The organism is Saccharopolyspora sp. NPDC045839 (genome assembly GCF_056431645.1).
Genome location: NZ_JBWKKH010000043.1, coordinates 1 through 26,667, shown reverse-complemented (window position 1 = coordinate 26,667; position 26,667 = coordinate 1). Strand labels below are relative to the sequence as shown.

The 26,667-nt window shown below is 71.6% G+C and carries 29 protein-coding genes; 13 read left to right on the top strand and 16 right to left on the bottom strand.

Annotated elements, in window-relative coordinates; all coding sequences use genetic code 11:
- Nucleotides 1–125: 125 nt before the first annotated feature.
- From nusB to AC07EQ_RS38020, 3 genes are all read right to left on the bottom strand, one after another.
- On the bottom strand, nt 126–569 hold the full coding sequence (nusB, locus tag AC07EQ_RS38030) for a transcription antitermination factor NusB (RefSeq protein ID WP_132495523.1): 444 nt from the start codon (nt 567–569) through the stop codon (nt 126–128).
- Between the two features lie 51 nt (nt 570–620).
- Nucleotides 621–1,187 (bottom strand): elongation factor P, encoded by a 567-nt coding sequence (gene efp / locus AC07EQ_RS38025; RefSeq protein WP_358301538.1) that lies wholly within the window; start codon nt 1,185–1,187, stop codon nt 621–623.
- 83 nt (nt 1,188–1,270) lie between these two features.
- Nucleotides 1,271–2,380: a M24 family metallopeptidase gene (locus AC07EQ_RS38020; RefSeq protein WP_478392659.1), complete on the bottom strand. Its 1,110-nt coding sequence runs from the start codon at nt 2,378–2,380 to the stop codon at nt 1,271–1,273.
- Between the two features lie 115 nt (nt 2,381–2,495).
- Here AC07EQ_RS38020 and AC07EQ_RS38015 point away from each other — a divergent pair, with 115 nt between their 5' ends.
- Entirely contained in the window at nt 2,496–3,017 is a 522-nt protein-coding gene (locus AC07EQ_RS38015) for a methylated-DNA--[protein]-cysteine S-methyltransferase (protein WP_478392658.1), read from the top strand.
- Between the two features lie 28 nt (nt 3,018–3,045).
- On the opposite strand, the gene AC07EQ_RS38010 is transcribed toward AC07EQ_RS38015, so the two are convergent.
- Complete coding sequence (locus AC07EQ_RS38010; RefSeq protein ID WP_478392657.1) at nt 3,046–3,708, bottom strand: spermidine synthase; 663 nt, start codon at nt 3,706–3,708, stop codon at nt 3,046–3,048.
- Between the two features lie 182 nt (nt 3,709–3,890).
- Between AC07EQ_RS38010 and AC07EQ_RS38005 the strand changes: the two genes are divergently transcribed.
- Nucleotides 3,891–5,063 carry a glycoside hydrolase family 64 protein gene (locus AC07EQ_RS38005; RefSeq protein WP_478392656.1) on the top strand — a complete coding sequence of 391 codons (1,173 nt, stop codon included), beginning with the start codon at nt 3,891–3,893 and terminating at the stop codon, nt 5,061–5,063.
- Here AC07EQ_RS38005 and AC07EQ_RS38000 read toward each other — a convergent pair.
- On the bottom strand, nt 5,038–6,333 hold the full coding sequence (locus AC07EQ_RS38000) for an MFS transporter (RefSeq protein WP_478392655.1): 1,296 nt from the start codon (nt 6,331–6,333) through the stop codon (nt 5,038–5,040). The two genes, AC07EQ_RS38005 and AC07EQ_RS38000, sit on opposite strands and share 26 nt — an antisense overlap.
- A gap of 71 nt (nt 6,334–6,404) precedes the next feature.
- On the opposite strand from AC07EQ_RS38000, the gene AC07EQ_RS37995 reads away from it, so the two are divergent.
- On the top strand, nt 6,405–7,373 hold the full coding sequence (locus AC07EQ_RS37995) for a GlxA family transcriptional regulator (RefSeq protein WP_478392654.1): 969 nt from the start codon (nt 6,405–6,407) through the stop codon (nt 7,371–7,373).
- A 277-nt stretch (nt 7,374–7,650) separates the two neighbouring features.
- Here AC07EQ_RS37995 and AC07EQ_RS37990 read toward each other — a convergent pair whose 3' ends face one another.
- Nucleotides 7,651–8,535 carry an MBL fold metallo-hydrolase gene (locus tag AC07EQ_RS37990; protein ID WP_478392653.1) on the bottom strand — a complete coding sequence of 295 codons (885 nt, stop codon included), beginning with the start codon at nt 8,533–8,535 and terminating at the stop codon, nt 7,651–7,653.
- 126 nt (nt 8,536–8,661) lie between these two features.
- Between AC07EQ_RS37990 and AC07EQ_RS37985 the strand changes: the two genes are divergently transcribed.
- The 4 genes from AC07EQ_RS37985 to AC07EQ_RS37970 all read left to right on the top strand — a co-directional run bounded on the left by AC07EQ_RS37985 (nt 8,662) and on the right by AC07EQ_RS37970 (nt 11,527).
- A complete protein-coding gene (locus AC07EQ_RS37985; RefSeq protein ID WP_478392652.1) occupies nt 8,662–8,862 on the top strand; it encodes a hypothetical protein in 201 nt (66 codons plus the stop codon).
- Complete coding sequence (locus tag AC07EQ_RS37980) at nt 8,849–10,189, top strand: amidase (RefSeq protein ID WP_478392651.1); 1,341 nt, start codon at nt 8,849–8,851, stop codon at nt 10,187–10,189. Before AC07EQ_RS37985 ends, AC07EQ_RS37980 begins: the two co-directional genes overlap by 14 nt.
- 39 nt (nt 10,190–10,228) lie before the next feature.
- Complete coding sequence (locus AC07EQ_RS37975; protein ID WP_478392650.1) at nt 10,229–10,789, top strand: TetR/AcrR family transcriptional regulator; 561 nt, start codon at nt 10,229–10,231, stop codon at nt 10,787–10,789.
- 81 nt (nt 10,790–10,870) lie between these two features.
- Nucleotides 10,871–11,527 (top strand): DUF4232 domain-containing protein, encoded by a 657-nt coding sequence (locus AC07EQ_RS37970; RefSeq protein ID WP_478392649.1) that lies wholly within the window; start codon nt 10,871–10,873, stop codon nt 11,525–11,527.
- 37 nt (nt 11,528–11,564) lie between these two features.
- Here the strand turns inward: AC07EQ_RS37970 and AC07EQ_RS37965 are convergent, their stop codons facing one another.
- Together AC07EQ_RS37965 and AC07EQ_RS37960 are read right to left on the bottom strand one after the other, a co-directional pair.
- Complete coding sequence (locus AC07EQ_RS37965) at nt 11,565–13,286, bottom strand: hydantoinase B/oxoprolinase family protein (RefSeq protein WP_478392648.1); 1,722 nt, start codon at nt 13,284–13,286, stop codon at nt 11,565–11,567.
- Nucleotides 13,283–15,376, bottom strand: coding sequence for a hydantoinase/oxoprolinase family protein (locus AC07EQ_RS37960; protein WP_478392647.1), 2,094 nt, complete (start codon nt 15,374–15,376; stop codon nt 13,283–13,285). The genes AC07EQ_RS37965 and AC07EQ_RS37960 overlap by 4 nt, the downstream gene beginning before the upstream one ends.
- Nucleotides 15,377–15,538: 162 nt before the next feature.
- Between AC07EQ_RS37960 and AC07EQ_RS37955 the strand changes: the two genes are divergently transcribed.
- The 3 genes from AC07EQ_RS37955 (at nt 15,539) to AC07EQ_RS37945 (ending at nt 17,054) form a co-directional block, all read left to right on the top strand.
- Nucleotides 15,539–16,180, top strand: coding sequence for a GntR family transcriptional regulator (locus tag AC07EQ_RS37955; RefSeq protein ID WP_478392646.1), 642 nt, complete (start codon nt 15,539–15,541; stop codon nt 16,178–16,180).
- Nucleotides 16,181–16,435: 255 nt separating this feature from the next.
- Complete coding sequence (locus AC07EQ_RS37950; RefSeq protein ID WP_478392645.1) at nt 16,436–16,594, top strand: hypothetical protein; 159 nt, start codon at nt 16,436–16,438, stop codon at nt 16,592–16,594.
- Between the two features lie 79 nt (nt 16,595–16,673).
- Nucleotides 16,674–17,054 (top strand): D-glutamate cyclase family protein, encoded by a 381-nt coding sequence (locus tag AC07EQ_RS37945; protein WP_478392644.1) that lies wholly within the window; start codon nt 16,674–16,676, stop codon nt 17,052–17,054.
- Here AC07EQ_RS37945 and AC07EQ_RS37940 read toward each other — a convergent pair whose 3' ends face one another.
- The 8 genes from AC07EQ_RS37940 to AC07EQ_RS37905 form a co-directional block, all read right to left on the bottom strand.
- A complete protein-coding gene (locus AC07EQ_RS37940) occupies nt 17,055–18,332 on the bottom strand; it encodes a glycoside hydrolase family protein (RefSeq protein WP_478392697.1) in 1,278 nt (425 codons plus the stop codon). It abuts the gene before it with no gap.
- Between the two features lie 581 nt (nt 18,333–18,913).
- Nucleotides 18,914–19,348, bottom strand: coding sequence for a type II 3-dehydroquinate dehydratase (aroQ, locus tag AC07EQ_RS37935; RefSeq protein ID WP_478392643.1), 435 nt, complete (start codon nt 19,346–19,348; stop codon nt 18,914–18,916).
- Nucleotides 19,345–20,454 (bottom strand): 3-dehydroquinate synthase, encoded by a 1,110-nt coding sequence (gene aroB, locus AC07EQ_RS37930; RefSeq protein ID WP_478392696.1) that lies wholly within the window; start codon nt 20,452–20,454, stop codon nt 19,345–19,347. Before aroB ends, aroQ begins: the two co-directional genes overlap by 4 nt.
- Before the next feature lie 27 nt (nt 20,455–20,481).
- Nucleotides 20,482–21,006, bottom strand: coding sequence for a shikimate kinase (locus tag AC07EQ_RS37925; protein ID WP_478392642.1), 525 nt, complete (start codon nt 21,004–21,006; stop codon nt 20,482–20,484).
- Nucleotides 21,006–22,211 (bottom strand): chorismate synthase, encoded by a 1,206-nt coding sequence (gene aroC, locus AC07EQ_RS37920; protein ID WP_132493850.1) that lies wholly within the window; start codon nt 22,209–22,211, stop codon nt 21,006–21,008. The genes AC07EQ_RS37925 and aroC overlap by 1 nt, the downstream gene beginning before the upstream one ends.
- A 145-nt stretch (nt 22,212–22,356) precedes the next feature.
- Nucleotides 22,357–22,968 carry a prepilin peptidase gene (locus tag AC07EQ_RS37915; protein WP_478392641.1) on the bottom strand — a complete coding sequence of 204 codons (612 nt, stop codon included), beginning with the start codon at nt 22,966–22,968 and terminating at the stop codon, nt 22,357–22,359.
- Between the two features lie 160 nt (nt 22,969–23,128).
- The gene (locus AC07EQ_RS37910; RefSeq protein WP_478392640.1) at nt 23,129–23,584 is read right to left on the bottom strand and encodes a PTS sugar transporter subunit IIA; all 456 of its coding nucleotides are present in this window, start codon (nt 23,582–23,584) and stop codon (nt 23,129–23,131) included.
- Entirely contained in the window at nt 23,581–23,817 is a 237-nt protein-coding gene (locus AC07EQ_RS37905; RefSeq protein ID WP_478392695.1) for a PTS sugar transporter subunit IIB, read from the bottom strand. Before AC07EQ_RS37905 ends, AC07EQ_RS37910 begins: the two co-directional genes overlap by 4 nt.
- A gap of 260 nt (nt 23,818–24,077) precedes the next feature.
- Between AC07EQ_RS37905 and AC07EQ_RS37900 the strand changes: the two genes are divergently transcribed.
- From AC07EQ_RS37900 to AC07EQ_RS37890, 3 genes are read left to right on the top strand one after another with little or no spacing between them, the layout of a single operon-like run.
- Entirely contained in the window at nt 24,078–24,950 is an 873-nt protein-coding gene (locus AC07EQ_RS37900; RefSeq protein ID WP_478392639.1) for a GntR family transcriptional regulator, read from the top strand.
- Entirely contained in the window at nt 24,947–26,209 is a 1,263-nt protein-coding gene (locus AC07EQ_RS37895; RefSeq protein WP_478392638.1) for a PTS transporter subunit EIIC, read from the top strand. The genes AC07EQ_RS37900 and AC07EQ_RS37895 overlap by 4 nt, the downstream gene beginning before the upstream one ends.
- Before the next feature lie 43 nt (nt 26,210–26,252).
- The gene (locus AC07EQ_RS37890) at nt 26,253–26,522 is read left to right on the top strand and encodes an HPr family phosphocarrier protein (RefSeq protein ID WP_132493845.1); all 270 of its coding nucleotides are present in this window, start codon (nt 26,253–26,255) and stop codon (nt 26,520–26,522) included.
- Nucleotides 26,523–26,667 lie beyond the last annotated feature (145 nt).

The window sequence follows — 26,667 nt, the reverse complement described above, 5'->3', positions numbered from 1 at the left end:
CAGAGCTCTGATTTCCATTGAAATTGCGGAACCCCTGTCACCCGTTCGGGGGAGTACGAAGCGATGAGGGGCACCCCTGGCCGGTCTCCCGGCCGGGGGTGCCCCTCATCTGTAACTCGTTCGGGCTACTCCGCCGCGGTCTGCTCCGGGCGGACCGACTTGCGGAGCCGGTCGCCGATGCCCGCGATGCGGCCCAGCACGCCGTTGACGAAGCGCGGCGAGTCGTCCGTGGACAGCGCCTTGACCAGCTCCACGGCCTCGTCGATGGCCACCGCCGGCGGCACGTCGTCGCTCCACAGCAGCTCGTACAGGCCCAGCCGCAGCACCGAGCGGTCGACCGCGGGCATCCGCCCCAGCGACCAGCCCTCGGCGTGCTGCGTGAGCACCTCGTCGATCCGCTCGCGGTTCGCCGTCACGCCCTCGACCAGGGCGATCGTGTAGTCGCCGACCGGCGGAACCTCCGGCGAGCCGACGCGCTCGGCGAGCAGGGTCACCGCGTCGATGCCGCGCTGATCGGCCTCGTAGAGGAAGTCCACGGCACGCTTGCGTGCCTTGCTCCGAGAACCCACCTCACACCCTCTTTCCGGCCGGACCGAATGCCGCGGCCGACGGGCAGGCGATCATTTGCTGCTGACGCGGCTGAGGTACCGGCCGTCGCGCGGGTCGACCTTCACCTTGTCACCGATGTTGAGGAACAGCGGGACCTGGATCTCCGCACCGGTCTCCAGGGTGGCGGGCTTGGTGCCGCCGGTGGAGCGGTCGCCCTGCAGGCCCGGGTCGGTGTGCGAGACGACGAGCTCGACCGACGCGGGCAGCTCGACGTACAGCGGGGCCTCGTCGTGGCGGGCCACGACGACGGCGCTGTTCTCCAGCATGTAGTTCGCGGCGTCCCCGACGACGTCGGCCGAGATGTTGACCTGGTCGTAGGTGTCGGGGTCCATGAACACGTAGTCGGTGCCGTCGTTGTAGAGGTAGGTCATCTCGCGGCGGTCGACGTTCGCGGTGTCCACCTTGACGCCGGCGTTGAAGGTCTTGTCCACGACCTTGCCGGAGAGGACGTTCTTCAGGGTGGTGCGAACGAAGGCGCCGCCCTTGCCGGGCTTGACGTGCTGGAAGTTCACGACGGTCCACAACTGGCCGTCGATGTTGAGCACCAGTCCGTTCTTCAGGTCGTTCGTGGATGCCACGGTGGGGGTCTCTCCTGTGGTGATGGCTTGGGCGTGTTGCCGACGCGAACCGGATTCCGGCGTAACCGGCGCACCTCGGCGCGTCAGACTTCGACGAGCTCCTTCGTCGTCAAGGTGAGGAGCTCCGGCGTGCTGGGACGCACGACCAGCGTGTCCTCGATGCGGACCCCGCCCTGCCCTGCCAGGTAGACACCAGGCTCGACGGTGACCGCCATCCCGGCGCCGATTCTACCGTCCCCCCGCTGCGACAACGCCGGTGCCTCGTGGATCTCCAGGCCGACGCCGTGTCCGAGGCCGTGCAGGAACTGCTCGCCGTAGCCCGCGTCCTCGATCACCTTGCGGGCCGCGGTGTCCACCGCCTTCACATCGGTGTCGACGGCGAGGGCGGCCCGGCCGGCGGCCTGCGAGGCGCGCACCAGCTCGTAGATCTCGCGCTGCCAGTCCGCCGCCTTGCCGAGCACCACGGTCCGGGTCATGTCCGAGTGGTAGCCGTCGACGAGGGCACCGAAGTCCATCTTCACGAAGTCGCCGGCCGCCAGCACCGCGTCGGTGGGCCGGTGGTGCGGCACCGCGGAGTTCGCCCCGGCGGCGACGATCGTCTCGAACGACGGGCCGGCCGCGCCGTGGTCGAGCATCCGGGTCTCCAGCTCGCGGGCGACCTCCAGCTCGGTGCGGCCGGGGCGCAGCCCGCCGTGCGCGATGAGGTCGGCCAGCGCCCGGTCGGCGGCCGCGCACGCCATCCGCAGCGCGTCGATCTCGGTCTCGTCCTTGATCAGCCGCAGCTGCTCGACGAGGCCGGGCGCGCGCACCAGTTCCGCCTCCCCCGCCGCGGCGGCCAGCACGTCGCGGCCGTCGACGGTGACGTGCTGGCTTTCGAAGCCGACGCGGCGGTGCCCGGCGGCGTCGGCCCCGAACCGCTCGGCCAGCGCCAGATCGCTCGGCCGCTCGATGACCCGCTCCAGGTCCGGCACCTGCGCCCCGGCCTGGATCAGGTACCGGCCGTCGGTGCAGAACACCGTCCGCGACTCGGTCCCCGGCTCGTCGGCGGCGTGCACCACCAGCGCCGCGTTGGATCCGGTGAAGCCGGTCAGGTAGCGGATGTTGAGCAGATCGGTCACCAACATCGCGTCCAGGTCCCGTTCGCGCAGCTGGTCGCGGAGGGCGTGGCGCCGGTGGGCGTGCGTTTCGGGCATGTTTCGGAGCCTAGCTCGCGCCGGGGCGAACGGGCCTGGTCACGCCAACGTCGGCGGGAAGCCGCCACGAGCTTGCGCGGCCCGGCTCGTCGGTGCAGGGCGCTACCCTCCCGGCATGTCGCTGACGTGGAGCGCGTTGGACAGCCCTGTCGGGGAGCTGACGGTCGTCGCGGCCGCCGGCGAGGTGTGCCGGGTCGCCTTCGCCGCGCCGGACCGGGTGCTCGGCGAGTTCGACGGCGTCGAGCCGAGCCGGGGCACCGGCGTGGCGGCTGAGGCCGCGCGGCAACTCGGCGAGTACTTCTCGCGCGGGCGCCGGGAATTCGACGTGCCGATCGCGTGGGCGCCGCTGGAGGGATTGCGGCTGCACGTGTTGCGCACGCTGCACGAGCTGGTGCCCTTCGGCGAGACGGTGAGCTACAAGGGGCTGGCGGAGCTGTCCGGGCGGCCGGAGGCCTCGCGGGCGGTCGGCACGATCATGGGCAGCAATCCGGTGCCGCTGCTGGTGCCGTGCCACCGGGTGCTGGCCAGCGGCGGCGGCCTCGGCGGGTTCGGCCCGGGCCTGGAGGCCAAGCGGCGGCTGCTGGTGCTGGAGGGCGTCCTGGAGCCCAGTCTGCTGGAGCTCGACCTGCTCTCGTGAGCGTTCGTTCCGGTAAGAAAGGGAACCTTCACTCACGAGCCCGGCGGCCCAGGAACAGGTGGTAGGTCGTCTCCTGCTGCCCCAGCGTCACCGGGATCGGGATCTCCTCGCAGTTCCCGAAGACCTCCCGCATCGCGGCGCCGAGGTCCGGGGAGGCGTCGGCCGACCAGATCGCCACGATGCCTTCCGGGGTGAGCTTCGCCCTGCAGCGGACCAGGAAATCGGCTCGGTAGAGAGCGGAATTGCCGTCGTAGACGAGGAAGTCCGGGCCGTTGTCCACATCGAGCAGCAGGACGTCGAAGCTGCCGGGCGGTTGCGCGTCGAGCACCTCGGCGACGTCGCCGACGCGGAACACCACCCGGTCGTCCCGGATCGCATCGGCGGTTTCGGGGACGAGCCCGCGGCGGTGCCAGTCGATCAGGTCCGGCTCGATCTCGACGACGTGCGCTTCGCGGACCCGCGGATCGGCCAGCACTTCCCGCAGCGTGAACCCCAGTCCCAGGCCGCCGACCAGCACCCGGTCGGTCCGGGCGGCGGCCCGCAGGGTGGCGCCGGCGAGCAGCCGTTCGGTCTCGGTGTGCACCGTGTCCATCACGAAAACGCCGTTGACCCGGAGCTCCAGCGCTCCGCCCCGGCGGAGCAGCACGAGTTCGCCACGCTCGGAGTGGTTGCGCGCGACCTGTTCCGTCATCGCCACCAAAGTTAGCCAACCCGGCGGTGGGCGGGCGAACCACCGCCGTTGTCCGGTTTTGACCGGTCGGATGAGCCGGTTCGGGTAGTCGGCGGCGGCGCTTCGGGGTATTGGCGGCCGATGCGGCCGCTCCCACAATTGTTGTGACTCAAAACTTATTCCCCACGCCGAAGGGAATTGCCGTGCTCAGCAGACGATCCTTCCTCGGCGGCGTCTCCGCCGCCGCCCTCGCCGTGCCCGCCATCGGCGGCCTCGCCAACGCCCCGGCCTTCGCCGGCCGCCGTGCTCCCGACGTCCCGCTACCGCTGACGATCGTCAACCGCAGCGGCCAGTTCGACAACGCCTCCATCTGGGTCTACGTCGTCGGCGTGAACCTCGACTCCGGCGAGCAGTGCCGGGTCTCGCCCGACGGGCAGCTGGTGCCGGTTTCGCCGTCCGACAACGGCTCCGACGGCTTCGCCGACTACGCCATCCCGCTGCAGGGCGGCGGCGACACGACGCTGAACCTGCCGAGCATGTCCGGCCGGATCTACTTCGCGCTCGGCGAGAAGCTGAAGTTCAAGGTCGTCTCGGGCGGCGACGGCAAGCCCGCGCTGCAGTACCCGGCGGGCTGGGTCGACACCGACCCGAACCACTCGATCCTGCACGACACCGTCGAATTCACCCTCAAGCCCGACGGGATGTACTGCAACACGACGATGGTCGACATGTTCAGCGTGCCGCTGTCGATCCGGCTGCAGGGCGCGCAGGACCAGACCACGGGCACGGTGCCCGCCGGGGGCCGCGAGAAGATCCTCAGCGGTGTCGCGGAGAACGCGGACTTCGCCGGGCTGCGGCAGCAGGACCTGCGGGTGATCGCGCCGGGCCACGGGCTCGACCTCGGCGCGTTCTCCGGCAGCTACTACGACTCCTACATCGACGAGGTCTGGGCCAAGTACCAGGGCAGCCGGCTGAAGGTGAACACCGGCGACGGCCGCATCTTCACGGGCCAGATCTCCGGCGACACCTTCAACTTCGACGGCGGCGTGCAGCCGATCGGACGACCGTCCACAAGGGACGTGCTGTTCTGCGACGGCGCGCTGGCCGCCCCGAACGACGGCATCACCGGTCCGGTGGCGGCCATCCTGGGCGCCGGTTTCAACCGCTCCATCCTGCTGGACCTGGCCGACCAGCCCGGCACCGATCCGGGCGCCTTCTACCAGCACCAGGTCACCAACCACTTCGCCAAGGTGATGCACGCCAACACCGAGGACGGCAAGGCCTACGGGTTCGCCTTCGACGACGTGGCCGGTTTCGCCTCCTACATCCAGGACGGGGCGCCGAAGTCGATCACCGTGACGCTGACCCCGTGGTGACCGGTTCCGGCTTCGACCGCGGCCCGGCGACCCGGATCGACACCGAGAACGCCGTCGCCAGCAGGCAGAGCAGGCCCGCGCCGTACCAGGCGGCGGCGTAGTCGCCGAACTGGTCGCGCACCACGCCCGCGATGCTGGCGATGGCCGCCGCGCCGATCTGGTGCGAGGCGAACACCCAGCCGAACACCACCGAGGCGCGGGGCCCGAAGTGCTCCCGGCACAGCGCCATGGTCGGCGGCACGGTGGCCACCCAGTCCAGCCCGTAGAACACCACGAACAGCACCATGCTCGCCTCCACCGAGGGGCCGAGCAGCTGCGGCAGCACGAACAGCGACAGGCCGCGCAGCGTGTAGTAGGCGGCGAGCAGCAGGCGCGGGTTGACCTTGTCGGTCAGCCAGCCGGAGAGCACCGTGCCGAGCACGTCGAACACGCCGATCACCGCGAGCAGCCCGGCGGCGGTCGTGGTCGGCATGCCGTGGTCGTGCGCGGCGGGCACGAAGTGCGTGTTCACCAACCCGTTGGTGCTCGCCCCGCAGATCGCGAATCCGCCCGCCAGCAGCCAGAAAGCGGGCTTGCGGGCCGCGTCGCGAAGGGCGCGCAGCGCGACCGCGGCCGGGTTGCCGCGGTCGCGCTCCGGCTCCGGCTCGTCGCCCGTCGCGCCGTAGGCGGTGACGCCGGCGTCGCGGGGGTGATCGCGCATCACCAGCCACACCAGCAGGCCGACCAGCAGCGCGGTGCCCGCGATGACCAGCGAGGTGAAGCGCCAGCCGTCGCTCTCGACTAGCACGGCCGCCAGCGGCAGGAAGATCAGCTGACCGGTCGCGCTGCCCGCGGTCAGCACGCCGCTGACGAGGCCGCGCCGCTGCACGAACCACCGGTCGACCACTGTGGACACGAAGGCCAGCGCCATGGACCCGGTGCCCAGGCCCACGAGGAGGCCCCAGCACACGATCAGCTGCCAGCTGGCGGTCATGAACACGGTCAGCCCGCTGCCGGCCGCGATGAGCAGCAGCGCGGCGACGGTGACCCGGCGGATGCCGAAGCGCGCCATCAGCGCCGCGGCGAACGGCGCGGTCAGGCCGTAGAGGAGCAGGTTCAGCGACACGGCGGCCGAGATGACGCTGTGCGGCCAGCCGAACTCGTCGTGCAGCGGATTCATGAACACGCCGGGCATCGACCGGAAGGCGGCGGACCCGAGCAGGGCGATGAAGGCGACGGCCGCCACCCACCAGGCGGGGTGGACGCGTCGCGCGGTCCCAGTACTGATCACATCGAAGAGCCTCGCCGAAACGGCGGGGCGGAACCAGTGGCCGGACAGACAATATGTGAGAAGATCCGGCCATGGCCATCCCGCACCGAATAGCCGTCCTGGGCCTCTCCGACGTCGTCGGCTTCGACCTGGCGATCGCCCCGCAGATCTTCTCCGGAGCCCGCGACGATGACGGCGAGCCGCTCTACGACATCCAGGTCTGCAGCCTCGACGGCGGCCCGATCAGCACCACCAAGGGCTTCTCGATCCTGCCCGGGGCCAGCCCGGACTTCCTGGCCGCGCCGGACACGCTGATCATCCCGGGCACCTACGTCGAAGGGCCGTGCACGGACGGCAGCTTGTCCCCCGAACTCGCCGGCTACCTGGCCGGATTGCCCGGCACCACGCGGATCATGTCGATCTGCACCGGCGCGTTCGTACTCGCGGCGGCGGGCCTGCTCGACGGCCGCCCGGCCACCACGCACTGGGCGCACGCGGCGCGCTTCCGGCGGCTGTACCCGCAGGTGGAGCTGCACCCGGACGTGCTCTTCGTGGACGACGGCGACGTGCTGACCTCGGCCGGCGTGGCCGCCGGGATCGACCTGTGCCTGCACGTGCTCCGCCGCGACCACGGCAGCGAGGTGGCCAACCGCGCGGCCCGGTCCTGCGTCGTGCCGCCGTGGCGGGACGGCGGCCAGTCCCAGTTCATCGAGCGGCCGCTGCCGGAGACCAGCGGCTCCGGCACCGCGCCGACCCGGGCGTGGCTGCTGGAACGGCTCGCCGAGCCGCTCACCCTGGACGACGCGGCGGCGCACGCCGGGATGAGCGTGCGGACCTTCACCCGCCGGTTCCGGGAGGAGACCGGCACCAGCCCGCTGGACTGGCTGCTGCAGCAGCGCATCGAGCACGCCCGCCACCTGCTGGAGGTCACGGACCTGCCGATCGAGGCGGTGGCCGAGCAGTCCGGCCTGAACACCGCGGCATCGCTGCGCAAGCACCTGCGGCTGCGCCTCGGCACCAGCCCCGCGGCCTACCGCCGCACCTTCCGCCGCAGCGCCTGAGCGCCTGCTCCGCGCACAGCCGCACGGGGCGTCAGCGGCACCGAAGGCGGACCGCAATTTCAATGGAAATCGAAGGTCCGATTTCCATTGAAATTGCGGAAGTTGTCCACAGCCGTCGGCGTGTCGTGTCCCGACACGCCGACGATCCGCAACTTCCGTGGAGCGTCTTTCACCCTGACCGGCCCGCAGCCGCGGGGCCGCAAGGCCGCACGTCGATGGGTACCGCATGTGCCGCAGGCGCAGGACCCACCTACGACACCCGCACCGCCGCAGGTTCTCAGAGGCTTCCTGGCACGAGGCGGTAGGCGTCGCCGTCGGTGATCACCCGGCCCGCGGTCGGCGGCGGGAAATGGGTGCCCAGCAACAGGGTTCCGGTGCCGGCGAGCGATGCGAGCACGGATCGGCGCGTGGCTTCGGCCTGTTCGGGGTCGATGTCGACGCAGCTGCCGATGTCCGGCTCGGCGAGCTGGACGGGGTGGTGGACGCAGTCGCCGGTGATCAGCGCCGTCTCTCCGCCGCTGCTCAGCTGGACGGCGATGTGGCCGGGCGTATGACCGGGAGTCGGCAGCAGGCGCAGGCCGGGTGCGATTTCGGTGCCCGCTGCCGGGACGTCGACCAGGTCGAGCAGTCCCGCGTCCTCGACCGGGTGCACGGAGTCGCGGAACATCTGCCGCCGAGGCTCGTCCATGTCGTACCCGGCCCAGAACTCCCGCTCGGCACGGGAGACGACGTAGCGGGCGCAGGGGAAGGCGGGAACCCATTCACCCTGCTCGTCGCGCGTGTTCCAGCCGACGTGGTCGGTGTGCAGGTGGGTGAGGACGACCAGATCGACGGAGTCAGGGGCGAATCCGGCGGCGGCGAGGCGCTCCGGGTAGTCCGTCCGCAGGTCGTGCCACGCCGGGTTCGCCCGGGTCTTGCCGTTGCCGATGCCGGTGTCGACGAGGACGCGCAGCCCGCCCACGACCAGCGCGAAGCTGTGGCTGTCGAGGCGTAGAACGCCCTCGGGATCCGCGAAGTCAGGGCGCAGCCAGCCCTGCCGCGCGACCACGTCCGGGGTGGCGTCGGGCAGCAGCCACGGCCCGGTCGCCGGTGGCAGGAGGACCTCGTCGATGCGGTGGACGGTCGTGTCACCCACGGTCCACGTCGCGGCGGATTCGTTCATGTTCCTTCGTTTCCTCCGTCTGCCCGATCGCGCCGACTAAAAGCTATCCGTTTGCTTTAAGGCACGATAGGCCCTACAGTCGACTAAAGCAAACCATTAGCTTTTATTCGACAGGAGGGCGCGCTCATGTCCGCTGGACTCACGCCGCCGGAGGCCGCCCGATGGGCCGCCCGCTCCGGGCTCCCGCTGGCGGCCGACCGCCACGCCGAGGTCGCGGCCACGGCCGAATACATCCACTCCGTCGTCTCGCTGCTCCGGGAGCTGGACTTCGGGGACACCGCGCCCGCCCACCACGCAGACGAGGAGCGGCCCGATGCAGCCGTATGAGCTGACCGTCGCGGCCGCCGCCGCGGAGATGCGGGCCGGACGACTATCGCCCGTCGAACTGGTGGACTCGGTGCTCGGCCGCATCGAGCAGGTCGAACCGCGCCTGCAGGCCTACGTCTCGGTGATGGCGGAACGAGCGCACCAGGAGGCGCGCGCGGCCGACCAGTCCCAGGGCCCGCTGCGCGGAATTCCCATGGGGCTCAAGGACCTCATCGACGTCGCCGGCACGGCGACCACCGCGAGTTCCCGGGCGCGGGCCGGCCACCTCGCGGACGCCGACAGCACCGTCGCCGCGCGCCTGGCGGGGGCCGGCGCCGTCCTGCTCGGCAAGACCCACACCCACGAGTTCGCCTACGGGCTGATCACGCCGCAGACGAACAACGCCTGGGACCAGGAGCGGATCGCCGGGGGCTCCAGCGGCGGGTCCGCCGTTGCGGTCGCGGCGGGAGCGGCGACGTTCGCCCTGGGCACCGACACCGGCGGATCGATCCGGGTGCCGGCCGCGCTGAACGGGGTGGTCGGCCTCAAGCCGACGTACGGCCTCGTTCCGCGGCAGGGCGTCACATCGCTGTCCTGGTCCCTGGACCACGTCGGTCCCATCACCCGCACCGTCGAGGACGCGGCCCTGGTCCTGGCCGTCCTCGCCGGGCGCGACCAGGACCAGCGGCCGCCCGCCGCAACCGACCTGACGGGCCTGCGCGTCGGAGTGCCGCGCAACTACTACTTCGACCGGGTCGCCCCGGAGGTCGAGGCCGCGGTCCGGCAGGCCGTCGACCGCCTCGCGAGCCTCGGTGCCCGGCCGGTCGAGGTCGAGATCCCGATGACGCGCTACATCAAGGCGACGCACTGGGGCCTGATGGTGCCCGAGGCCACCGCGTACCACGAGCAGACCCTGCGAACGGCGCCCGACGCCTACGGGCCCGATGTCCGCATCCTCCTCGAAGCCGGCGCCCTGATGTCCGCCGCGGACTACCTGCGTGCCCAACGCGCGCAGACGCTGATGCGCCAGGAATGGGCGCGCATGCTGGCGGAGATCGACGTGATCGCCGCGCCGACGGTGCCGGTGACCGCCGTGCGGGCCGGGGCGGAATCGATCGCCTGGCCCGACGGCACGAGCGAGAGCGCCTCCGACGCCTACGTGCGCCTGTCCGCTCCCGCCAACGTCACCGGGGTGCCCTCGCTGTCCGTACCGGTCGGCCGCGACCAGGCGGGCATGCCGATCGGCATGCAGCTGCTCGGGAAGCCCTTCGCGGAGGGCCTGCTGCTCCGGGTCGGGCACGCGTACGAGCAGACCGAGCCCGCCCGCGAGCTCGCGCCGGTGACCTAGACGCCCCTAGAAGCAATGCCTTTGCTTTAAGGTTGGGCCATGGGTAGGAAGCCGATGGCGCGTCCGGGCGGACGCAGTGCCCGGGTCCAGGAAGCGGTGCACAACGCCGTGCGCGAGCTCGAGACCGAGGTGGGCCGGGACGCGCTGACGGTTCCGCTGGTGGCATCCCGCGCCGGGGTCACGCCGTCGACGATCTACCGCCGCTGGGGCGACCTGCAGGAGTTGCTGTCGGACGTGGCGGTCGAGCGGCTGCGCCCCGAGACTCCGCCGGAGGACCGGGGCGCCCTGGCCGCCGACCTGACGGGCTGGGCCGAGCAGTTCCTGGAGGAGATGTCCTCTCCCCCGGGCCGCGCCTACATCCGCGACGCGCTGCTCGGCGACCCGGACGGCAGCAACGCCGGTCAGTGCTCGGCCTACGCGGCCGAGCAGATCGACGTCATCCTCGCCCGCGCGGCCGGACGCGGCGAGAGCGCACCCGGCACGGAGGCGGTCGTCGACCACGTCGTCGCCCCCATGATGTACCGCATCCTGTTCCGCCCCAGCGGTCTCGGCACCGCGTACGCCCGCGGGCTGGTGGCCGGGCTCCTCGGCGACCGCTGATCACAGATCGAACAACTCCGGCAACCTCACCGGCGACCGCGCGTCCTACGGCCGACATTGGTGCACGGAGAGGCGGAATCGATGATTCGAGCCAGGATTCTCGCGGTCGCGGCGGCTGCGCTGACGGTCGGGCTGGCGGCCTGCAGCCCCGGCGGATCGAACGCGGACGGACCGGGATCGGTCATCCAGGACCCGCCCGCGAACTCGGCCCCCGCCGAGTCGACCGGTGCCGGCTCGACCCCGGAGACCACCGCCGCCGGCTCGACGACCGCCAAACCGGAGCAGAAGCCGGACAACGGGCTCTGCAAGGCCACGGACCTCCAGCTGTCGTTCGGCAGGGGCGGCGCGGCGGCCGGCACCCACTACCGCCCGCTGATCTTCACCAACACCAGCGGCGACGAGTGCGTGATCCAGGGCTTCCCGGGCGTGTCCTACGTCGGCGGCGAAGACGGGCACCAGGTCGGCGCGGCCGCCGCCCGGGTCGACGAGAAGGGGCCGGCGATCACCCTCCAGCCCGGTGAGAAGGCCGCCGCCGTGATCGGGTTCGCGACCGTCGAGAACTACGAGACCGCCGCCTGCCGGCCGGAAACGGCCAAGGGCCTGCGGATCTACCCGCCGCAGGAAACGGCGTCGATGTACATCGCGTTCGACAACCCCGAAACCGGCTGCGCGAACGACAAGCTGCCCGGCAACCAGCTCACCGTGCGGAGCATCGAGGCGGGCACCGGCGAGCGATGATCCTTGGCGTGAGGCGCCATCCGAAGGCGCCGCACCGTCAGCGGCGCGGCGTCGCGCTCCGGACGCGGTAGGAATCGGGCGGCCGCACCAGCGCGTCCGGGTCGCCGGTGTACTCGATCTCCACGCCGTAGAGCTCGCGCGCGGCGTCGATGCTCACGTAGCCGTTGACGACGTCGTCGAGAACGCGGTCGACCGGCCGGGCCTCCGGATGGCCGTAGCCGCCCCCGCCCGGGAAGCGCAGCCGCACCCGGGAGTCGGCGCCGAGCCGGACGAGCTGCTTGCGCGGCAGCTCCCGGCCGGTGCTCGCGTCGACGAATTCCCCTGCCGCACCGGCGGATCCGGCCTCCGCACCCACGGCCGGGAACTCGACGCGGTCGATGTTCGCGTTCACGGTCCAGCCGTGCGGCCCGTGCCGCGACACCTCCACCGATTGGCCCAGCCCGCCGCGGAACCGCCCCGCGCCACCGGAATCCGGCCGCAGCTCCCGGCACCACTGCACCAGCGGCGTCAGGGTTTCCAGCACCTCGGTCGGCGCGGCGCGCACCCCGGTCGGGAAACCGGTGGTGTTCAGCCCGTCCTTGTCCGGCCGCGCACCGGTCCCGCCCGCGCCGAAGACCGTCAGCGTGAACGGCTGCGGCTCGTCGATGCCGGCGCCGCGCCACACCGTCATCCACAGGGCGTCCGCGCTCACCGCCGGCAGACCGCCGGTCACGGCCGGGCGGAGCGCCTCGAAGAGCAGGCTGGGCAGGAAGTGCCCGACGAGGTGGCGGGAGGCGACGGGCGCGGGTTCGACGCAGTTGAGCACCGAACCGCGCGGCGCGGCCACCTCGACCGGCCGGAACGACCCGGCGTTGTGCGGCACCTCCGGCGCCAGCGCCGCCTTGATCGCGAACGACGTGTACGCCCGGGTGTAGTTGAGCACCACGTTGACGCCGTGCGGGGACTGCGGCGACGATCCCGCGTAGTCGACTCGGACGGCGTCGCCGTCGACGGTCACCGCGACCGCCAGGTGGATCGCGTCGCCGTCGAAGCCGTCCGAGTCCATGCTCGCCGAGTACGTGCCGTCCGGGATCTCCCGCAGCGCCGCGCGCAGCGCCTCCTCGGAGCGCAACATGATCTCGGCGGCGACCTCGTCGATGCCGTCGAGGCCGAATTCGTCCAGCATCCGGTCGAGGCTGCGGATGCCGACCTGGTTGGCCGACACCTGCGCGTAGATGTCGCCCATCGTCTCGTTCGGCGTCCGCACGTTCGCCCGGACCAACCGCTCCAGCGTCCTATTAGGACCGTCTGCGGTCCGCAGCTTCAGGATCGGCAACCGCAGCCCTTCCTCGAAGACCTCGGTGGCCGCCGCGGACAGGATCCGGCCGCCGATGTCCGGCGAGTGGCAGCAACTCGCGAACCACGCGATCAGCACCCCGCCCCGGAACACCGGGGTGGCGATGGTGATGTCGTTGATCTGCCCCGAGGTCATCCACGGGTCGTTGGTGATCAGCACGTCGCCGTCGGCCAGGACCTCGGGCGGGTACTCGGCGACGATGTGCCGCATCCCGGTGGCCATCGCGTTGATGTGCCCGGGAGTGCCGCCGCTGGACTGCCCCACCATCTCCCCCGCCGAGTTGAACACGGCGCAGGCCAGGTCGAGGGATTCGCGCACCACCGGGCTGAACGCGGTGTGCACCAAGGCGGCCTGCTGCTCGTCCAGCAGCGAGTGCAGCCGGTTGGCGACCAGGCCGACCAGCACCGGATCGACGCGGCTCATCGGGAACCTCCCACGGCGAACTCGACGAAGATGCTGCTGTCGGCCTCGACGGTGCAGCGCGCACCGGGCGGGACGAGCAGCGTCGCTTCCCGCTCCTCCACCAGCGCGGGCCCGGTCAGCACCGTGCCGGCGCGCAGCCGGTACCGGTCGTAGACCGGCGTCGGCGCGTAGCCCTCCGGCGCGAAGTAGGCGTCGCGGTGCCCGGTCAGCGCGTCCTGTCCGTCCGAAGTGGACTCGAAGCCGAGCCGGGCGGGCGGTTCCGGGCCGCGCGCGGTGACCCGCCAGGTGAGCAGTTCCGGCTCGACGCCGGTGGGGGCGACCGTGCCGAAGCGCTGCGCGTACTGCCGCCGGAAGCTCTCCAGCACCTCGTCGCGCCAGCCGTCGCCGACCGGCGGGACGGGCACCTCGATCTCGCTGCCCTGCCCCACGAACCGCATCTCCAGCGTCCGCTCGTGGACGACGTCGGCGGCCGCGACACCGGACGCGGTCAGCACCTCGGCGCCCTCGCCTTCCATCTCCGCGAACAGCGCCCGCGCGTCGTCGAGCCCGATCTCACCGAGCAGCGCGTGCCGGGAGCGGACGACGTCGATCGACATCGGCGCCGACAGGAAGCCCAGCGCGCTGAGCACCCCGGCGGCCGGCGGCGCGACCATCGACGGCGACCCGAGCGCCCGCGCCACGCCCGGGCCGTGCAGCGGCCCGTTGCCGCCCGAGACGAACAGCGGCAGCCGGCCCGGATCCTGGCCGCGCTCGATGGCGTGCACCCGGGCGGCGTTGGCCATGCTCTCGTTCGCCGTGGTGTGGATTCCCCACGCCGCCTCCGGGACGGACACGCCCAGCCGGTCCGCCACCTGCTCCCGGATCGCCGCCGCGGCGGCCGCCGCGTCCAGCGGCATGTCGCCGCCCAGGAACCGGGCCGGGTCGAGGTAGCCGAGCACGACGTCCGCATCGGTGACGGTGCACCGCGTGCCGCCGCGCCCGTAGCTCACCGGACCGGGCTCCGAGCCCGCCGAATCGGGGCCGACGGTGATCAGGCCGAGCGGGTCGACGCGGGCGATCGAGCCGCCGCCGGTGCCGATCTCGATCATGTCGATCACCGGCGCCCGCACCGGCAGCCCGGAACCGGCGCGCAGCCGGTACACCCGGTCCACCTCGAAGGTGTGGGTGATCAGCGGGCGGTCCTGCTCGATCATGCAGAGCTTCGCGGTGGTGCCGCCCATGTCGAAGGCCAGCTGGTCCGGCCGCCGCGCGGTCCGGCCGAACGCGACGGCGCCCAGCGCACCGCCCGCCGGCCCCGACTCCAGCATCCGGATGGGGAACCGCCGCGCCACCTCGATCGCCGCGACGCCGCCGTTGGACAGCATGATCAGCGGATCGGTGCGCACCCCGAGCCCGCCGAGCCGGGCGCGCAGGTCCGCGAGGTAGTCCTCGACGAGCTGCTGCACGTAGACGTTCGCGAGGGTGGTGGAACTCCGCTCGTACTCCCGGATCTCCGGGTTCACCTCGCTGGACAGCGCCACCCGCAGCTCCGGCGCGGCGGCTTCGAGGATCTCCCTGGCCTGCCGCTCGTGCTCGCCGTTGGTGTGGCTGTGCAGGAAGCAGACGGCGACGGCTTCGACCCCGGCGGCGGCGAGTTCGACGCCGAGCTGCTTGACGGCGGCCGCGTCCAGCGGCGTCACCACCGCGCCGTCGGCGCGAACCCGTTCCCGCACGCCGAACCGCAGGTGCCGGGGCACGAGCGGGCGCGGCAGTTCGAGCCCGAGGTCGTAGAGCTCGTACCGGTGTTCGCGGCCCATCTCGACCACGTCGCGGAAGCCTTCGGTGGTGAGCAGCGCGGTGCGGGCGCCGCGGCGCTCGATCAGCGCGTTGGTCACCAGGGTCGTGCCGTGCACGACGGTCGCGATGCCGGCCGGGTCGAGCCCGTGATCCGCTATTGCCTGCCGCAGCACCGCTTCGACCGCCGCGGCGGGCTCGTGGTGGGTGGTCAGCGCCTTGCCCACGGCGACGATCCCGCTGTCGTCGAGGACCGCCAGGTCGGTGAAGGTGCCGCCGATGTCCACCCCGACCCGCAGCGCACGTGAATCTGCCATGGGAACCCTCCGGTTCGACGGGGAGCGCGCAACCCGGGACAGTACGGATCGTCAGACGATCTCGCAACGGATCGTCAGACGATCTGCCCGGGAACCACGGAGCCCGCCGGGTAAACTGCATGAACCGCGCGCGCCCGCCGCGGCCGGACGAAGGGGACCCACGTGACCGACACGAGCGGCGCCGCGAGCCGGGTGGCCGACGCGCTGCGCGCCGAGATCGCCGCCGGCGAGCTCGTGCCCGGCATGCGGCTGTCCGAAGAACGCGTCAAGCAGGCGCACGGCGTCTCCCGCAGCACGCTGCGCGAGGCGTTCCGGCTGCTGATCCGGGAGCGGCTGCTGGTCCACGAGCTCAGCCGCGGCGTCTTCGTCCGGCAGCTCTCCCGGCAGGACGTCACCGACCTCTACGAGGTGCGCCGGGTCATCGAATGCGCTGCCCTGCGGCACATCAGCAGCCTCGAACCGGCCGGGCTGCGCCGGCTTTCCGCCGCGATCTCCGACGGCCGCGAGGCCGCCGAGAAGGGCCGCTGGGACGACGTAGCGGCGGCCAGCATCAGGTTCCACGAAGCGCTCGTCGCGCTGGCCGGCAGCGCGCGGCTGGACGCGGTGGTCGGCGAGGTCCTCGCCGAGTTCCGGCTGGCCTACGCGCACATGAAGGACACCCAGGTGTTCCACTCGGCGTTCCTCGAGCGCGACGAGGAGATCGCCGACGCGCTGCGCTCCGGCGACGTGGAGGGCGCGGCGACCCTGCTGGACGCCTACCTCGTCGACGCCGAAGAGGCGCTGCAGAAACACTTCGTCGACTGACGAACGGCGAGCCGATGACGCGGCACGCCTTGATTATCGTCTGACGAACTCTTAAGGTCGGGCCACTCGCGGCCGCCGCGAGCACACCGGAGCGTCGACTGTCCACATCGGACCAGTCCAGTGCGGTCCGCGACACCGGCGCAAGCGCCACGCCTCGCTCGCCCGAGCCAAGGAGCGCTCCCCCATGCCCACTGACCTCTCCGACCGCACGAACGACCCCGAGCAGCAGCGGCGGAGCCACCGGCGAAGCGCGCCGTGAAGGGCGCCTGCTTCGGATTCTTCGTCGACTACTTCGACATCTACCTGCCCGTGGTGGCGCTGACCCCCGCCATCGCCTACTTCCAGGCCCAGGCGACTTCGAAAGAAGAACTAGAATCGTCGGTTCACCGCGCTGGAAAGGAAACCCGGTTGTGATCGGATTCGTATTTCGTCGGCTGCGTTTGGGATACACCAATTCTAGCGCCAATGCATTGAGCAGCAGGCATCCCAGCGTTTGAGCGGTGGCGTCGAGTGCGGATTTGACGCGCTTCTTCTCCACCTTGAGGGACTGGACAACAGTGTCGTGGTGTCCATGCGGGCGATCAGGCGATCCGAGGTGGAGCGGGCCGTCGCCGTGACGGCCGAGCTGCCGTTCGCGCACGGCGCGCCGCTGCACGTCGGCGACCCGGCGGAGATCGGCATCGCCGATCCGTCCACACCGGACTGGGGCGACCCGATGCCGCTCGAAGCCGACGAGGTTCCGGTGTTCTGGGCGTGCGGCGTCACCCCGCAGGCGGTGCTCGCCGAGGTGCGCCCGGAACTGGCGATCACGCACGCGCCCGGCTACATGTTCCTGACCGACCTGCGGGTCGCGGACCTGGTCGCCGGGCGCTGATCAGCGGCGAAGATCGCCGGCCGGGGCGTGCGCGTCCCACTCCGGCTGGGAGACGTCGGTGACCGGCGAACCGTTCGCGGCCGCCACCTCCGCGGTCACCGTCCACAGCCGACCCTTGTCGTCGAGCAGGCCGACCGCGCCCTGCGGGGACCGCAGGGCGGGCGCGGCGGAGCGGATCGTGCCGGCGACCGGGAGCTCGTCCAGCGCGGGCACCCGCTCGTCGAGAACCCTCGTGACCAGCTGCTCGGCGACGGAGCGGCGCTCGACGCGGACCCGCCGGCCGTCCCGCACCACGTCCACGGTGCGGGCCGGGGACGGCACCGCGAACCCGTCGAGGACCGCCGCTGCCTGCGCGGTCGTCCGGCACCCGTCGGCGCCGGCGACGTCGATGCCGAAGTGGCGGATCTCGGTCGGCGACGGAAACGCCGCAGTGGCGCGGAGAACGTCCACCGGAACCGTGCCACACGGGTCCGATGTGGACTCCGGGGCGTGCCCGTCGGGGCCGCGGACCAGGCCCGGGCCCTCCCGCCAGGGGCCGGGCACGACCACCGGCTCGTAGGGGTGGCGGGTGAAGTCCCGGTCCCAGAAGGTGATCGTGGTGCCCGCCGAGGTCTGGTGGGCGATCGCGAACGCGTCCAGCGCCGGAACCCACATCCAGTCCGCGCTGAAGGCGTCCACCACCGAACGCGAACGCTGCGCGCCCGCCGGCTGGAAACCCCGCTCCGTCAACGACTGCAACTGGTCGGTGAACTCGGGATTGCGCGCGCGGAGCACGAACTGGCCCGCCCCGTTCCAGCCCGCGCCGGACGCCGTGGTGTCGGTGAACATCAGGTAGAACCAGCCGTCCAGGTACAGCGCGGACGGCTGGCCCGCGCCGTAGACGTTCTCCCGGTTCACCTCGCGGGAAGCCAGGACGATCGGCCTGCCGCCGGCCTCCCGCCGCCAGGCCAGGCCGTCCTCGCTGCTGGCCACCCCTATGGCGTTGCCGTGCGCGTGATCCCCCGCCGCGCCGGTGTAGTAGAGGTAGTAGCGGCCGTCGACCCGCAGCACCGACGGATCGCAGGTGTGCATGCCGTCGAATGCGCCGGGCTGGCCGGTGAAGACCGGCACCGCGGGCGCGCCACCGGCGGCGAGGAACGGGCCGCCGGGGCTGCCCGACTCGGCCGTCAGGATGTCGTCACCCGGCGGGCCGACCCCGGGCAGCTGGCTGCACCACCAGGTGCGGTACTTCCCGCCCTCCACGAGCACGGTCGGTCCGTAGTTGTACGGCGCGGGCATCCCGCCCGCCGCCACCACCTCGGCGCTGCCGCGCTCGCCGCCGACATCCAACTCGACCGGGTCCTTCGGCGGCTCGACCCGCTTCTCCGCCTGCGGCGGCGGGCCGGGCGCGCCCTCGACCTGCGTACAACCCGACAGCAACGCGACGGCGGCCAGCGCGGCCGACCAGCGCAGCCCGATCCGATCCCGCACCGATGCTCCCCCCAGACCCGCGCCAACACCGAGGTGAAGGGCACCTGCACCCAACTTAGATCCCGAACGGACCAAGGCACGTCCGGTTCGTGAGTGTTTTGGGTCGCTATAGAGCCCTGTTTCCAAACTCATCCTGCGTGGCGGTGCAGGTAGCGGGACCTCAGGCGCCTTCTCGCTGTGGGATCCCCGACATCATGAATGACCAATTCATGATGTCGGGGCTGTCCTCGCGAGAAAACACCTGAGAACCCGCAGCGGTGCAAGCTCCGTAGGTGGGCTAAGCGGCTGCGCCGCTTCAAAGACAAACCCCGCCCTACCACACCTCGCACCCCGACATCCAAAACAGCCTCTATAGCAACCCAAACACTCACGACCCCGGACCGGGTGAACTAGCTGCGGGCCTTGTCGGCCAGCCAGCGGATGGCCAGCGGGTAGCCCTCGACGCCGAGCCCGGCGATGACGGCGGTGGACACCGCCGACAGGTAGCTGACGTGCCGGAACTCCTCGCGCTTGTGCACGTTGGAGATGTGCAGCTCGATCAGGTCGGCGGCGAGCTGCGCCGCCGCGTCGCGCACCGCGATCGAGTAGTGCGTCCACGCGCCCGCGTTGAGCACCACCGGCCACTGCTCGTCGGCGGCCTCGTGCAGCCACTGGACCATCTCGCCCTCGTGGTCGGTCTGCCGGACCTCCACCTCGACGCCCAGCTCCGCGCCCGCGCGCTCGCACATCCCGACCAGGTCGGCGTAGGTCGTGCTGCCGTAGACCGACGGCTCCCGCCTGCCCAGCCGGCCGAGGTTCGGCCCGTTGAGGACGAGCACCTTCACAGCAGCACCTCCGAGCCCGACTTGGCCTCGCCACCGGTGACCGCCGAGTACGCGGCGGCGATCAGCGACGGGTCCGGGCCCTCCAGGCGGCCGGGCTTGGCGAGGCCGTCCAGGACGACGAACCGCAGCACCCCGGACCGGGTCTTCTTGTCCACCCGCATCGCCTCCAGCAGCTGGCCGAGCGCGTCCGGGTCGTAGCTGGTGGGCAGGCCGAGCAGGTCGAGGACCCGCTTGTGCCGGTCGGCGGTCTCGTCGTCCAGCCGCCCGGCGAGCCGGGCCAGCTCCGCGGCGAACACCAGCCCGACGCTGACCGCCGCGCCGTGCCGCCAGCGGTAGCGCTCCCGGCGCTCGATGGCGTGGGCCAGGGTGTGGCCGTAGTTGAGCACCTCGCGCAGGTGCGATTCCCGCAGATCCGCGGCGACCACGTCGGCCTTGACCTGGACCGACCGGCGCACCAGCTCGCCCAGCACGTCACCGGCCGGGTCGGTCGCCGCCGCCGGGTCGGCCTCGATGAGGCGCAGGATCTCCGGGTCGGCGATGAAACCCGCCTTGACGATCTCGGCCATGCCGGCGACGAGCTCGTTGCGCGGCAGCCCCTCCAGCGTCGCCAGATCGGCCAGCACCAGGCTCGGCTCGTGGAACAGCCCAACGAGGTTCTTGCCCGCGTCGGTGTTGATGCCGGCCTTGCCGCCCACCGCGGCGTCCACCATGCCCAGCAACGTCGTCGGCACGTGCACCACGCGCACGCCGCGCATCCAGGTCCCGGCGACGAACCCGGCGAGGTCGGTCACCGCACCGCCGCCGAAGGACACGACGACGCCGTTGCGGTCCATGCCGACCTTGCCGAGGACCTCCCAGCAGAACCCGGCCACCTGCAGGCTCTTGCCGTCCTCGGCGTCCGGGATCTCCACCCGGTGCGCGTCCACACCGGCCGCGGCCAGCTCGTCGCGCACGGCTTCCACAGTGGTGGTGATGGTGGGCTGGTGCACCAGCGCCACCACCGATGCGTCGCGCAGGAAGTCGACGAGCTCGTCGAGCAGTCCCCGGCCGACCACGACGTCGTAGGGCTGCTGGCTGGCCACCCTGATCCGCACCGGCTCGGTCATCATCGTCCCTTCGGGCTTCAGTTCTGATCAGTTGGACGGTGTGCTGCTCGCGGCGAGCGCGGCGACGACCTGCTCCACGACCTCGCCGGTCGTCACGTGGTCGGTGGCGACCTCGACGGACGCCACCGAGCGGTAGATGGGCAGCCGCGCGTCCAGCAGCGCCTTGAAGGTGGCGCGCGGGTTCACCCCGGCCAGCAGCGGCCGCGCGGTGGACAGCCCGACGCGCTTGGCGCCCTCGGCCAGGCCCACGGACAGGAAGACGACCGGGTGCCCGGCCAGCCGCTCGCGGGTGAGCTCGGACAGCACAGAGCCGCCGCCGAGCGCCAGCACGCCGTCGTGCTCGCGCAGCGCCGCGGCGACCGCTTCCTCTTCCATGGCCCGGAAAGCGGGCTCGCCGTCGTTGGCGAAGATGTCGGAGATGGGCCGGCCCGCGGTCCGCACGATGTCGTCGTCGGTGTCCCGGAACGGCACGTCCAGGCGCTGCGCCAGCAGCCGACCGATCGTCGTCTTGCCCGCGCCCGGCGGGCCGATCACGACGGCGCGCGGGGCCATCACCGCACCTGCCGCTTCTCGGCGCGCTCGCGCAGCGAGGCCAGGTAGCCCTCGACGTTGCGGCGGGTCTCCGGCAGGGAGTCGCCGCCGAACTTCTCCAGCACGGCCTCCGCGAGGACCAGCGCGACCATGGTCTCGGCGACGACCGCGGCGCGCGGCACCGCCGTGATGTCGGAGCGCTGGTGCATCGCCTGCGCCGGCTCGCCGGTCACCATGTCCACAGTGGCCAGTGCCCGCGGCAGGCTGGAGATCGGCTTCTTGGCGGCGCGGACGATCAGCGGCTCGCCGTTGGTGATGCCGCCCTCCAGGCCGCCGGCCCGGTTGCTGTCCCGCCGGACCCACTTCGCGCCCTGGTCCGGGTAGATCTCGTCGTGCGCCGCGCTGCCGCGCCGGTGCGCGTTGGCGAAGCCCTCGCCGATCTCGACGCCCTTGATCGCCTGGATGCTCATCAGCGCACCGGCCAGCCGCGCGTCGAGCTTGCGGTCCCAGTGCACGTGGGAACCGATGCCCGGGGGCAGCCCGTAGGCGATGACCTCGACGACGCCGCCGAGGGTGTCGCCGTCCTTCTTCGCCGCGTCGACCTCGGCCATCATCTTCTCGGTGGCGGCGTCGCCGAAGGCGCGCACCGGGTTGTGGTCGATGGCGTCCAGGTCGTCCGGGCCGGGCAGCACGTCGTGCGTGGCGTCGACGCCGCCGAGGCTGATGACGTGGCTGACGATCTCCACGCCGAGCAGCTGCCGCAGGAACTGCCGGGCGACGGTACCGACGGCGACGCGGGCGGCGGTCTCGCGGGCGCTCGCGCGCTCCAGCACCGGCCGGGCCTCTTCGAAGCCGTACTTCTGCATCCCGGCGATGTCGGCGTGCCCGGGCCGGGGGCGGGTCAGCGGCGCGTTGCGGGCCAGCGACGACAGCACGTCCTCGTCGACCGGGTCGGCGGCCATCACCTGCTCCCACTTGGGCCACTCGGTGTTGCCGATGCGGATCGCGACCGGGCCGCCCTGGGTCCGCCCGTGCCGGATGCCGCCGATCAGCTCCAGCTCATCGGCCTCGAAGTTCATCCGGGGGCTGCGGCCGAAACCGAGTTTGCGCCGCTCCAACTGGGTCGCGATGTCGGCGGAAGTCACCTCGACTCCGGCCACCATGCCTTCCAGCACCGCAACCAGGGCGGGGCCATGCGATTCTCCAGCGGTCATCCAACGCAGCACACATAGATCCTGCCACGTTCAGTCCAGCTTGAACCCGCCCGGGGTCCTGCACTGCGCTTTCGCCCGAACACACGGCCACGGCAACCTCGGGACCGGCGTTCGGGCTGGCGCGACCAGCCGCAACCGGTGCATGCATTCCGCCTGCTCACGGCCACGGGGCGAAGGTGGTGACGAGCCAGGCCGGGGCGAGCATCGCTGGGCTGTGGGGGACGCCGCCGATCCTCGCCCAGAGCGCCGCCACCAGCGTCAACGCCGCCGCGGCCGCCATCACGAACAGCACCGCCGGCAACGAGACCGCGCCCACCACGGCGCCGAGGCTGCCCGCCAGCTTCACGTCGCCCGGGCCCATCGCCCCCGGCGACACCACGCGCACCAGCAGGTACGTCCCGGCGAACACCACCGCACCGGCGGCGCCGCCGAGCAGCACATCCGGCCGGAACACCGCCACGACGGCCAGCAGCACCGCGGCGACCGGATACGCGGGCAGGGTCAGCACATCGGGCAGCCGCGAGGCGAGCACATCGCACGCCGTCAGCAGCACCGCGAGCCAGCCGAGCAACAGCGGCACCGCCACCCACCACAACGGCATCCCGGTCGCCGCGCGCACGGCCACCACCGTCCACAGCAGACCCACCGCCACCTCGCACCACATCCGAGGCGGCCGGACACCCCTGCGCGCCGAGCACAACAAGAGCCGCCCGAGCCGGCCCGCGCCGAAACCCGCTGCACCACCGGCGATCCCGATCAACAAGACCATCGCACCAGCATCGACGCGCCGCCCCGGAACTCCGCGCACCCGATCGGCGAAACCCCGCGTGTCGGGAACCCCGCTGGGAACGAGCGAACGGCCTGTTCACCTCACCTAGCGAGGCGAACAGTCCGTTCGCTTCAAAAACCTGACGCGCCCCGCGCGAGGCTCAGGCGTCCACCGTGAACAGGGTGTCGCCCGTGACGACCTGGCCGTCCTCGCGGACGTCGACCAGGGCCTCCGGCGCGATGTCCAGCGCGATGACCGGGCAGATCGACGAGTAGCCGTGCGACTCCACCTCGGACGGGTCCCAGGTGACGATGCGCTGGCCGGCCTCGACGACGTCGCCCTTGGCGACGTGCAACTCGAAGCCCTCGCCCTTCAGCTTCACCGTGTCGATGCCCAGGTGCACCAGCACCGCGGTGCCACCGGGCGAGGCGACCACGAAGGCGTGCGGGTGCAGCGTCGCGATCGTGCCGGCCACCGGCGCGACCGCGTCGGCCCGCCCGCCGGACGGCTGCACCGCCACCCCGGGGCCCACCATGGCCTGCGAGAAGACCGGGTCGGGCACCTCGCTGAGGGCGGTGGCCAGGCCCGCCACCGGGCTGCCGACCTCCGTGCTCACCGCAGGTCCTCGATGTCCTCGGCCAGCGTGTCCGCCTCCGGGCCGACGACGACCTGCACGACGGAGCCCTGCACCATCACGCCGTGCGCCCCGGCGGCCCTCAGCGCCGCCTCGTCGATCTTCGAACCGTCTTCGACCTCGCAGCGGAGCCGCGTGATGCACGGCTCGATCTCCACCACGTTGCCCCCGCCACCAAGTGCGGCGAGGATTGCCGCGGCCTTGTCCTGAGCCACCCCGTGCTCCCTTCGTCCTCCGACGACGCGGGCGTTGCGCACCGCGTCGCGACGATCTTGCGCCACTCGGTGTCGATGCGGCAACGAATCGCGAGCCGTCTTGACACTCGATCGGATGAAAGCGCATTGTTCGCAACCGACTGGTTTAGACCGGACAGTACCAACTCGGCGGGACCGGTGAACAGCACCGGATCCGATCCGTTCGAGATCGACCGGCGCCGGTGCCCCCGGGCACCGGAAGCAAGTCCGATGGAGGCAGCGTGGCCGCACGGCGAACCGCGGACGGCAGTCCCCGCCCCGAGGGCGTGACTGACGTGCTGCGCGACGGCCCGACGCCGAAGCACGCCCAGCTGCGGGAAATCCTGCGCGAGCTGGCGAGCGAAGAACTGCTGCCCGGTTCGCCGGTGCCGTCGGAACGCGACCTCGCGGTGCGCTACGGCGTCTCCCGGCTCACCGTCCGCGAGGCGGTCGGGCAGCTGGTCGCCGAGGGTCTGCTGGTACGGGTCCGAGGCAAGGGCACCTTCACCACCCGGCCCCGGGTGGATTCCCAACTGCACCTCGCCTCGTTCACCGAGGACATGCGCCGCCGCGGCATGCAGCCGGAGACGGTGCTGCTCGACGCGACCGAGGCGATCCCGCCGCCGACCACCGCCGAAGCGCTCGGACTCCGGCCCGACCAGCCCGCGTACTGGCTGTACCGGCTGCGCAAGGCCGACGGTGCGCCGATGGCGGTGGAACGCGGCTGGTACCACGCCGGGCTGCTGCCCGGCCTGCTCGACCACGACCTGTCCGACTCGCTCTACACCCTGCTGGCCCGCAACTACGAGGTGCAGCTGGAAAGCGGCACGCAGACCGTGCTCGCCGAGGGCGCCGACGCCGAGACCGCGCGGCTGCTCGGCGTCCGCACCGGCAGCCCGGTCCTGGTGTTCCGCCGGATCTCCACGGCCCAGGGCCGCCCGGTCGAGGACATGACTTCCTGGTACCGCGGCGACCTGTACCAGGTGACGATGCAGCTGAACCGCATCCCGAGCGGCTCCGGCCACCACCGCCCGTCCAGGCGGCCGACCGGGCCGACCGGACGCGAACATCCCGCCAGACGACCCGGTGTCCACGACACAGGAGGTAACCGATGAGTGCCAACGCCACCGCGGCGAAGGGCGACAGAAAGGGTTTCGCCCTGCTGCAACGGCTCGGCCGGAGCCTGATGCTGCCGATCGCGGTCCTGCCCGCCGCCGCTCTGCTGAACCGCCTCGGCCAGGACGACCTGCTCGGCAAGGAGGGCCTCGGGGCTCTGCTGCCCTGGATGCAGCCCGTGGCCGGCGTGATCGGCGCGGCGGGCAACTCGCTGTTCAACTACCTGCCGCTGCTGTTCGCGATCGGTGTGGCGATCGGCTTCGCGAAGAAGGCCGACGGCTCCACGGCGCTGGCGGGCGCGGTCGGCTACCTGGTGCTCTCGGGCGTGCTCTGGGAGATCACCGGCACCGAGGCGGACAAGGCCTTCAACAAGGGCCCGTACGGGGTGCTCGGCGGCATCGTCGCCGGGTTGACCGCGGCCTGGCTGTGGCAGCGCTACCACCGCATCAAGCTGCCCGCTTACCTTGGCTTCTTCGGCGGGCGGCGGTTCGTGCCCATCATCACGGCGTTCGCCATGGTGATCGCCGGCGTGATCATGGGCCTGCTGTTCCCGATCTTCGACACCGCGCTGACCGCTTTCAGCGACGCGGTCACCCAGAACGCGGTGATCGGCGGCGGCATCTACGGCGTGATCAACCGGCTGCTGCTGCCGTTCGGCCTGCACCACATCCCGAACAACGTGGTCTGGTTCCTCTTCGGCGACTACCACGGTGAGAAGGGCGACATCGCCCGCTTCTTCGCCGGTGACCCGACCGCGGGCACCTTCATGACCGGCTTCTTCCCGATCTTCATGTTCGCCCTGCCCGCCGCGGCGCTGGCCATCTGGCAGACCGCGAAGCCGTCGCAGCGCAAGGTCGTCGGCGGCATCATGATCTCGGTCGCGCTGACCTCGTTCCTCACCGGCATCACCGAGCCGCTGGAGTTCGCGTTCATCTTCGTGGCCTGGCCGCTGCTGCTGGTCCACGCGGTGCTCACCGGCACCTCGATGGCGCTGGTCAACGCCCTGGACATCCACTCCGGGTTCGGGTTCTCCGCAGGCGCCATCGACTACCTGCTCAACTTCGGCATCTCGCAGAACTCGCTGTGGCTGATCCCGATCGGCCTGGGCTACGCGGTCATCTACTACTTCGTGTTCCGGTTCGTGATCACGAAGTGGAACCTGCGCACCCCGGGCCGTGAGGAGGACGACACGGAAACCACCGAGGCGAGCACGGATAATGCTGGTGAGGAAGCCAAGTCGGGCCCCGACAAGAGCTGATCCCCGGCCAACGCTTCCCCATTTCCCCGACGAACGGAGAGCCATGTTCGAGCGACGGGTCACCGTGGCAAGCAAGGTGGGGCTGCACGCGCGGCCGGCGGCACTAGTGGCCAAGGCCGCCGCAGCGCAGCCCGTGAAGATCACGATCCGCAAGGACGACACGGAGCCGGTGGAGGCGGGCAGCATCCTGGGCCTGATGACGCTGGGCGCGGGCCACGGCGACGAGGTCGTGCTCGCGGCCGAGGGCGACGGCGCGGAAGCTGCGCTGGAGCACCTCGCCCAGCTGGTCGCCTCGGACCTCGACAACAACTGACCCCACCAGCGCGAACGGCCCCTCCATCCCGAGGAGGGGCCGTTCGTCGCCCGCAATTTCCATTGAAATCGAACCTTCGATTTCAATGAGCCTTTTTCATCCTGCTTCGTGTTCGAGGGTGAGGATGGCTTGGGCGAGGGTGCCG

Bases quoted from the DNA above. Each gene is read 5' to 3' on its own strand.
- AC07EQ_RS37890 (WP_132493845.1), top strand. From the start codon at position 26,253: ATGTTCGAGCGACGGGTCACCGTGGCAAGCAAGGTGGGGCTGCACGCG.
- AC07EQ_RS37995 (WP_478392654.1), top strand. From the start codon at position 6,405: ATGGCCATCCCGCACCGAATAGCCGTCCTGGGCCTCTCCGACGTCGTC.
- AC07EQ_RS37925 (WP_478392642.1), bottom strand. From the start codon at position 21,006: ATGGCCCCGCGCGCCGTCGTGATCGGCCCGCCGGGCGCGGGCAAGACG.
- AC07EQ_RS38015 (WP_478392658.1), top strand. From the start codon at position 2,496: ATGTCGCTGACGTGGAGCGCGTTGGACAGCCCTGTCGGGGAGCTGACG.
- AC07EQ_RS37960 (WP_478392647.1), bottom strand. From the start codon at position 15,376: ATGGCAGATTCACGTGCGCTGCGGGTCGGGGTGGACATCGGCGGCACC.
- AC07EQ_RS37915 (WP_478392641.1), bottom strand. From the start codon at position 22,968: ATGGTCTTGTTGATCGGGATCGCCGGTGGTGCAGCGGGTTTCGGCGCG.
- AC07EQ_RS37980 (WP_478392651.1), top strand. From the start codon at position 8,849: ATGCAGCCGTATGAGCTGACCGTCGCGGCCGCCGCCGCGGAGATGCGG.
- AC07EQ_RS37970 (WP_478392649.1), top strand. From the start codon at position 10,871: ATGATTCGAGCCAGGATTCTCGCGGTCGCGGCGGCTGCGCTGACGGTC.
- AC07EQ_RS38010 (WP_478392657.1), bottom strand. From the start codon at position 3,708: ATGACGGAACAGGTCGCGCGCAACCACTCCGAGCGTGGCGAACTCGTG.
- aroB (WP_478392696.1), bottom strand. From the start codon at position 20,454: ATGACCGAGCCGGTGCGGATCAGGGTGGCCAGCCAGCAGCCCTACGAC.
- AC07EQ_RS38020 (WP_478392659.1), bottom strand. From the start codon at position 2,380: ATGCCCGAAACGCACGCCCACCGGCGCCACGCCCTCCGCGACCAGCTG.
- AC07EQ_RS37895 (WP_478392638.1), top strand. From the start codon at position 24,947: ATGAGTGCCAACGCCACCGCGGCGAAGGGCGACAGAAAGGGTTTCGCC.
- AC07EQ_RS37965 (WP_478392648.1), bottom strand. From the start codon at position 13,286: ATGAGCCGCGTCGATCCGGTGCTGGTCGGCCTGGTCGCCAACCGGCTG.
- AC07EQ_RS37985 (WP_478392652.1), top strand. From the start codon at position 8,662: ATGTCCGCTGGACTCACGCCGCCGGAGGCCGCCCGATGGGCCGCCCGC.
- AC07EQ_RS37940 (WP_478392697.1), bottom strand. From the start codon at position 18,332: ATGCCCGCGCCGTACAACTACGGACCGACCGTGCTCGTGGAGGGCGGG.
- AC07EQ_RS37975 (WP_478392650.1), top strand. From the start codon at position 10,229: ATGGGTAGGAAGCCGATGGCGCGTCCGGGCGGACGCAGTGCCCGGGTC.
- AC07EQ_RS37990 (WP_478392653.1), bottom strand. From the start codon at position 8,535: ATGAACGAATCCGCCGCGACGTGGACCGTGGGTGACACGACCGTCCAC.